Here is a 6,131-nt window from a genome sequence, read left to right as displayed (position 1 = left end):
CTGCCAGCCTGAGGGTGCCCGTCGTTCGTTCGACGGGGCGGATGCGAGCTGATCCACCGGCGCGACCGGTGGATCAGCTCGGCCGTGCGGCGGCGTCGGCTGGAACGTCCAATACGCCGGTGCCGTCGAGCCGCAGCGCCGGCTGGCCCCGCACGCGCACTTCGCCATCCGAGGCACCATCCCCCGCGCCCTCGTCCGCCAAGTTGCCGCCGCCACCTACCACCAGGTGTGGTGGCCCTCGGTCGACCAGCGGGTCTACGAACCGGGCAACGCGCCGCAGTGGGACACCGACGCCGCCGGCTACACCAACGCCACCACCGGCCAACTCCTGCCCTCGTGGGATGACGCCCTCGACCTGGTCGACGCCAACCCCGACGCCCAACCCGTGCACGTGGTCCGCTTCGGTGTGCAGGTCGACGCCAAGGGCGTCCTCGCGGGCACCAAGGACGCCGATCGGTGCGTCGGCTACATCACCAAGTACCTCACCAAGCAGGCCGCCGACTGCCACCAGGTCACCACCGCCCGGCAACGCGCGCACCTGGAACGGCTCTGGCAAGAGCTGCGGCACACGCCGTGCTCGGAGCGGTGCGCCAACTGGCTGCTCTACGGCGTCCAGCCGAAGAAGGCACGGCCGGGGCTGCGGCCGGGCAACTGCAAGAACAAGGTCCACAAGCGCGACACCCTCGGCATCGGCGGCCGACGCGTCCTGATCTCCCGCCAGTGGTCCGGCAAAACCCTGACCGACCACCGCGCCGACCGACGCGAGTGGGTCAAAGCCCTGCTCGGCGTTACCACCGATGCCGACACCGCCCCGCCCGGCGGCGAGCAACGCCACGCCTGGGAGCTGGCTCGCCCGACCGACCCGGACGTGCCGCCCCTCGGGCACCGGGTCCTGCGTGCCATCTCCGAGCGCATCCAATGGCGCGCACAGCTCGACGCCGCCAGACGCGCCGCCGCCGACCCGCCCGATGTCTCGGCAGTCATCTCCCGTCACTTGGCAGAGCAGGAAGGGACCGGAGCATGAGCGAGAAGAAGAGCGTCCGCCCGGCCGAGGCTGCGGCCCTGCTCGGCGTCTGTCGAGACACCGTCTACGTCCTCATGCGGTCTGGTCGACTGCGGTCGGTGAAGCTCGGCCGGGCTCGCCTGATCCCGGTCGCCGCGATCGAGGAACTTCTCTCGGCAACCGAGGAGTACGCGGCATGAGCGGCAAGCGGCGTCGGTCTCACGGTGAGGGCTCCGTGTTCAAGTACCGGGACGGCTTCGCGGCGGTGCTCGATGTGGGCTGGGGTGAGGGCAAGCGGTCTCGGAAGTGGGTCTACGGCAAGACGGAGCGGGAAGTGCTCGGCAAGCTGGTCGACCTTCGCCGCCGCCAGGAGCAGGGGCAGAACCTCGCGGCGGCTCCTCGGACGGTCGGGGAGTGGCTGGACGAGTGGTTGCGGATGAAGGAGCGTGACGGGACACGGCCGTCGACGTTGCAGGGCTACCGGAAGCTCATCGAGAACCACGTCCGCCCGGCGCTTGGCCGGCTGGCGCTCGACAAGTTGACGCCGACCGTCATCCGTCGGCTTCTGGCCGAGAAGACAGATGCCGGTCTCTCGGCAACGACGGTTCGGCACATTCACGGGCTGATCCGGAACTCACTCGGTGACGCGGAGCGGGAGGAGCTGGTGCACCGCAACGCGGCCAAGTCGGTTCGTCCGCCTGCGATGAGGCAGGTCGAGCGGCGCGCCCTGGGCGTGGATGAGGCCAAGCGGCTGCTCGACGTGCTGCGGGGTCACCGCCTGGAAGGGTTGTACGTCTGTGCCCTGACGGTCGGGCTCCGTCGCGGGGAACTGCTCGGCCTCGCCTGGTCGGACATCGACTTCGACGCCGGCACCCTGACTGTTCGGCAAACCGTTCAGCGGGCCGGTGGCCGGTTGCAGCTCGTGGCACCCAAGACGGAGCGGTCCCGGCGGACGGTTCCGGTGCCGGCGCAGACCCTCGCCCTGTTCCGCGCGCACCGTCGGCAGCAAGCCGCGGACCGGTTGGCGGCGGGGGAGCGGTGGCAGGATCACGGCCTGGTCTTCCCGTCCAAGGTCGGCACGCCGATGGACCCGGACCACATCGACCGGACGTGGCACAAGATCCGTGTGGCGGCTGGCCTCGACTGGTTGCGGCTGCACGATCTGCGGCACGCCTGCGCGACGTTCCTGCTCGTCTCCGGTGCCTCGCCCCGGACCGTGATGAAGGTGCTTGGGCACAGCCAGATCGGGCTGACGATGAACACCTACGCGCACGTCCTGCCGGAGATCGAGCGGGCCGCCGTGGACGAGGCCGCGAAGCACCTCTTCGGCTGACTTGGCTGTACGAATGGCTGTACGGGGGCCGTGGTGATCGATGGGGCTGGGCGTACCAAGCCGCTGACCTGCGATGAAGGTGGCGCGCCCGGCAGGATTCGAACCTGCGGCCTTGGGATTAGAAGTCCCCTGCTCTATCCGCTGAGCTACGGGCGCGTGCCGTGGGTGTCGCGCCAAGAGGGTACCGCCGCCCGCTGATCCGGTGGGTGAACGGGTGGACGCGCCCACGTCGTCGATCAGGGTCGCACGGACCGGCGACCGAGGTCACCCGGGTTCCGCGTCCGGTCGGCCCGGCGTCCGGCACGCCGTACCCTCGGCTGGTGCTGCTTGATCAGGAGACCGAGAGCGACGTCGCGTCCGAGTTGTGTCAGCTCCTCGGCCGCGCCATCCTGCCGGTCCGCGCGAGCGACGCGGGGGAGGACCACTTCGGCACCGCGTTCTTCTGCACCGGGCCGGGGCGCGACGAGTACCTGCTCACCGCCGCCACTCTGGCCGGCGTACCCCGGGTGACGTTGGGTCTGCGGCCCAGCGTCACCGAGCCGGCCGGTGTCGCGGGCGACTCCGTCGAGGCGAACGGCGGGGCATGGGTCAGGCCGGCCGGGGTGGGGGTGGCCGTCCTCCCCAGCACCGGCCTGCACCAGGAAGCGGCGGGGCAGGGCTGGCACTGGCGTACGCAGGCGGTGCCGGACGCCCTCGCGGCCGACACGGACGCGATCGCCCGGATCGGCGCGGAGCCCGGCTCGGCGATCGTCCTCGCGCTCGGGGTTGGCGCGGACGGCTCGCGGCGACTGGAGGTGGCGATCGAACGCGTCGCCCGTCACGGCGACACCGTCCGTGTCGACGCGGAGATGCCGGACGGCTACCTGGGCGCGCCGGTCTTCGGCGTGCACGACGACGACGGCGAGATCGGACTGCGGTGCCTGGGGCTGGTGCTGCCCGCGCGCGACGGCGGGCACCCGATCGCCACGTTCGACCGCATCCGCGCCGCCCTCGCAGACCTCCCCACGGTCACCTGAAGCGGACGCCGAGGCGGAACACGGGAGATCTTGGAAGGAAACGGCCCCCGGAGGGGCCGGAATCTTCCAAGATCGGCGGGCGGGCAGCCGGGCGGGCGGCGGCCCGGCGGGCGGGCGTCAGACGCCGGTTGCGTCCGCTGCTTCGGCCGGTTGCCGGCTTGCCGGAGGCACGGGCTGGCTGGCGGGGGCCGTGGGCCCGGCGCCGAGGAAGGCGTCGGCCCAGCGCCCGACCTCGTCGAACACCTTCTGGCGTACGTCGGGGCCGGAGAGTGTGAGGTCGTGCATCCCGCCGTCGAAGCGGGCGAGGGTGACGTGCCGGCCGAGGCGGGGCGCCCAGCGGACCATGTGCTCGACGTCGAGCACCGCGTCGGCGAGCGTCGCCGACTCGTGCCACTTCATGCCCTTGAAACTGCGGGTCGAGCAGGCCAGCAGGACCGGCACGCGGATGTCCAGGCCGGTCCGGAGCTGCTGCTGGCCCTGCCGGACCGCGGCCAGCCAGCCGGCCCGGACGGGGAACCCGGCGAGCGGCTTCCACTCCAGGTCGAAGGTCCACTCGCCGCGGTGCTGGGCGTGGATGCTCTGGCCGTACACCGTGCCGAGGCCGGGGCGGATGACGCGCTTCGGCGCGCTGCGGGCCAGGCGCGCGACGGCGGCCGCGCCGGGCCGGCGCAGCACCCAGGGGAGGTTGAGGTCGAAGAACGGGCTGTTGAGGAACAGTCCGTCGACGACGCCGGCCTCGCGGCGGGCGTGCGCCCAGAGGGAGACGATCAGGCCGCCGGTGGAGTGGCCCATCCCGAGCAGGATGTCGTGGCCGTCGTCCTCGCGGATGATCTTCGCGGCGGCGTCCAGCTCGGGGAGGTACTCGGCCAGGTCCGTGCAGAAGTTCGGGGTCTGGTGCGGCAGCAGGCTGCGGCCGTACTTGCGCAGGTCCAGCGCGTAGAAGTCCCAGCCCCGCTCGGCGAAGAAGTCGGCGAGGTGGGTCTGGAAGAAGTAGTCGACGAAGCCGTGCACGTAGAGCACGGCCCGCCCGGTGGGGCGGTCGGCCCGACGGCGGACCAGGGTGGCGACCACCGGTCCCTCGTCGTCGGTGCCCAGGTCGATCGTCTGCCGCTCGTAGGGCGGGCCCAGCACGTCCGGTTCCACGAACGCGACGGTACGCCCGCTTGCTACCGGGCGGTAGCCCCCGGGCGTACCCGCCCCCGCCCGGCCGCACCGGCGGGCGGGGGCTTCGGGCGTACGCCTCAGGTGGTCTCGGCGTCGGCGCGGACCGGCTCGATGTCCTCCTCGGCCGGGGCACCCGCCTGCGCGGAAACGTCGCGCAGGTGCTTGTTGTGCCGGGGCTCCTGCCGCGTCTTCGCGTCGTTGAGCTTGCGCCGCAGGTCGTCCCGGACGTCGTTCAGCGCGGCGTGCAGGTCCTCCTCCGAGGAGGTGGTGACGATCTTCTGCCGGCCGGCGATCCAGCACTCCAGGGTGACCTTCTGACCCTTGGCCTCGCGATCCTTCACCGTCACCTCAAGCTCGGTGGCGTCGGCGTGGAAACCGGCGAGCCGGGCGTCCAGCGTGGCGAACTGCTCGGCGATCCAGTTCCGGTCGCCCTGCGAGAACCCGGCGCCGACCCGCAGGCACTCCGCCACGGTCGCCGGGTTGGTGACGGCGCTCATCGCTGCACCCGGCCGGTGCCGATGGTGGTCATCTTCATGATCGCTGACCTTTCGTTCGTGGTGCTGTCCGCGGTGCGGTTGATCAAATCCATACCCAGCCGACCGGGGTCCGGAACGTGACCGATCATGCAGCGGCCCGCACCGGGCTCTCCAGGGCCGTTCGGCCGTAGCACACCGGGACCTTGATCAGGTCGTTGTCCACAGCCGCTCCGGTTGTCCACAGGCGGGCCGTCGGTGCTCGCGTCGGCCGCCTTTCCGACGCAGGCTCGGCGTCGAGTCGACTCGCGATGGCAAGCCCGATCTCCCCCTGGAGGGACGATGTTCGACACGTACGTCACGATCGTGGGCAACGTGCTCACGGCCCCGGAGTGGCGCCGCACCACCCAGAGCAACACGCTGGTGGCCAACTTCAAGGTCGCCTCCACCGCCCGCCGGCTCGACCGCGACAGCGGCCGGTGGGTCGACGGCAACAGTCTTCGCGTCCGCGTGAACTGCTGGCGCAAGCTCGCCGAGGGTGTGGCCGCCTCGATCATGGTGGGCGACCCGGTGGTCGTCTGCGGTCGGCTCTACACCCGCGACTGGACCGACGACGCGGGGAACCACCGCACCCTCTACGAGCTGGAGGCGGTCGCGGTGGGGCACGACCTGTCCCGTGGGCGGGGTCGCTTCCTGCGCAACCGGCCGACCATGTCCACCAGCACGGTGCAGGACGCCGAGGCCGAGCAGCGGGTGCACGGCGAACCGACCGAGCCGGTGCCGGACGGCGACGCCCCGGCCGTGCTCGACGACGGGCCGCTGGACGAGGACTTCGAGCTGTCCGGGTTCCCGGTGCGGGGCCGGCGGGCGGTGTCCCCCTTCGCCGACACCACCGATCCGTTCGACGAGGACGCGGACGGGCTGGACCACGGGCCCGGTGCAGCCGAACTGCTCTGGGACGGCGCGGACGCCACGGCCCGCGCGGGCGGCGCGGACGACACGGACGCTCCGGGCGCCGCTGACCGGTCCGACGGTCCGGTCGAGGGCGACGGTTTCGGCCTCGACCGGACCCATGCAGAAGGGGATGACGTACATGGTGCGCCCGCGCATGCTGCCGCGGTACAGCTCCGAGTCAGCACCAC

The 6,131-nt window shown here is 71.8% G+C and carries 5 protein-coding genes, 1 tRNA gene and 2 pseudogenes; 5 read left to right on the top strand and 3 right to left on the bottom strand.

The window, feature by feature from the left end; genetic code table 11:
- Positions 1–112: 112 nt before the first annotated feature.
- The 3 genes and pseudogenes from AB0I76_RS20325 to AB0I76_RS20315 form a co-directional block, all read left to right on the top strand.
- A pseudogene (locus AB0I76_RS20325) lies at positions 113–1,024 on the top strand (replication initiator); the annotation flags it as partial.
- Positions 1,021–1,203, top strand: a complete 183-nt coding sequence (locus tag AB0I76_RS20320) for a helix-turn-helix domain-containing protein (RefSeq protein WP_112737506.1) — start codon at positions 1,021–1,023, stop codon at positions 1,201–1,203. The pseudogene AB0I76_RS20325 and the gene AB0I76_RS20320, both read left to right, overlap by 4 nt.
- Before the next feature lie 35 nt (positions 1,204–1,238).
- Positions 1,239–2,336, top strand: a complete 1,098-nt coding sequence (locus tag AB0I76_RS20315; RefSeq protein WP_357037577.1) for a tyrosine-type recombinase/integrase — start codon at positions 1,239–1,241, stop codon at positions 2,334–2,336.
- 80 nt (positions 2,337–2,416) lie between these two features.
- On the opposite strand, the gene AB0I76_RS20310 is transcribed toward AB0I76_RS20315, so the two are convergent.
- A tRNA-Arg gene (locus AB0I76_RS20310) sits at positions 2,417–2,492 on the bottom strand.
- Positions 2,493–2,656: 164 nt separating this feature from the next.
- On the opposite strand from AB0I76_RS20310, the gene AB0I76_RS20305 reads away from it, so the two are divergent.
- A complete protein-coding gene (locus AB0I76_RS20305; RefSeq protein ID WP_357037574.1) occupies positions 2,657–3,352 on the top strand; it encodes a hypothetical protein in 696 nt (231 codons plus the stop codon).
- A 117-nt stretch (positions 3,353–3,469) separates the two neighbouring features.
- Here AB0I76_RS20305 and AB0I76_RS20300 read toward each other — a convergent pair whose 3' ends face one another.
- Positions 3,470–4,495 (bottom strand): alpha/beta hydrolase, encoded by a 1,026-nt coding sequence (locus AB0I76_RS20300; RefSeq protein WP_357037571.1) that lies wholly within the window; start codon positions 4,493–4,495, stop codon positions 3,470–3,472.
- A 98-nt stretch (positions 4,496–4,593) separates the two neighbouring features.
- Positions 4,594–5,013: an HPF/RaiA family ribosome-associated protein gene (locus AB0I76_RS20295; protein WP_357037568.1), complete on the bottom strand. Its 420-nt coding sequence runs from the start codon at positions 5,011–5,013 to the stop codon at positions 4,594–4,596.
- Between the two features lie 318 nt (positions 5,014–5,331).
- Here AB0I76_RS20295 and AB0I76_RS20290 point away from each other — a divergent pair.
- Positions 5,332–5,994 (top strand): annotated as a pseudogene (locus AB0I76_RS20290) (single-stranded DNA-binding protein); the annotation flags it as partial.
- Positions 5,995–6,131: the final 137 nt, after the last annotated feature.

This window comes from Micromonospora sp. NPDC049799 (assembly GCF_040656655.1).
Classification (GTDB): Bacteria; Actinomycetota; Actinomycetes; order Mycobacteriales; family Micromonosporaceae; genus Micromonospora.
This window is presented reverse-complemented; position numbering and strand designations above follow the sequence as displayed.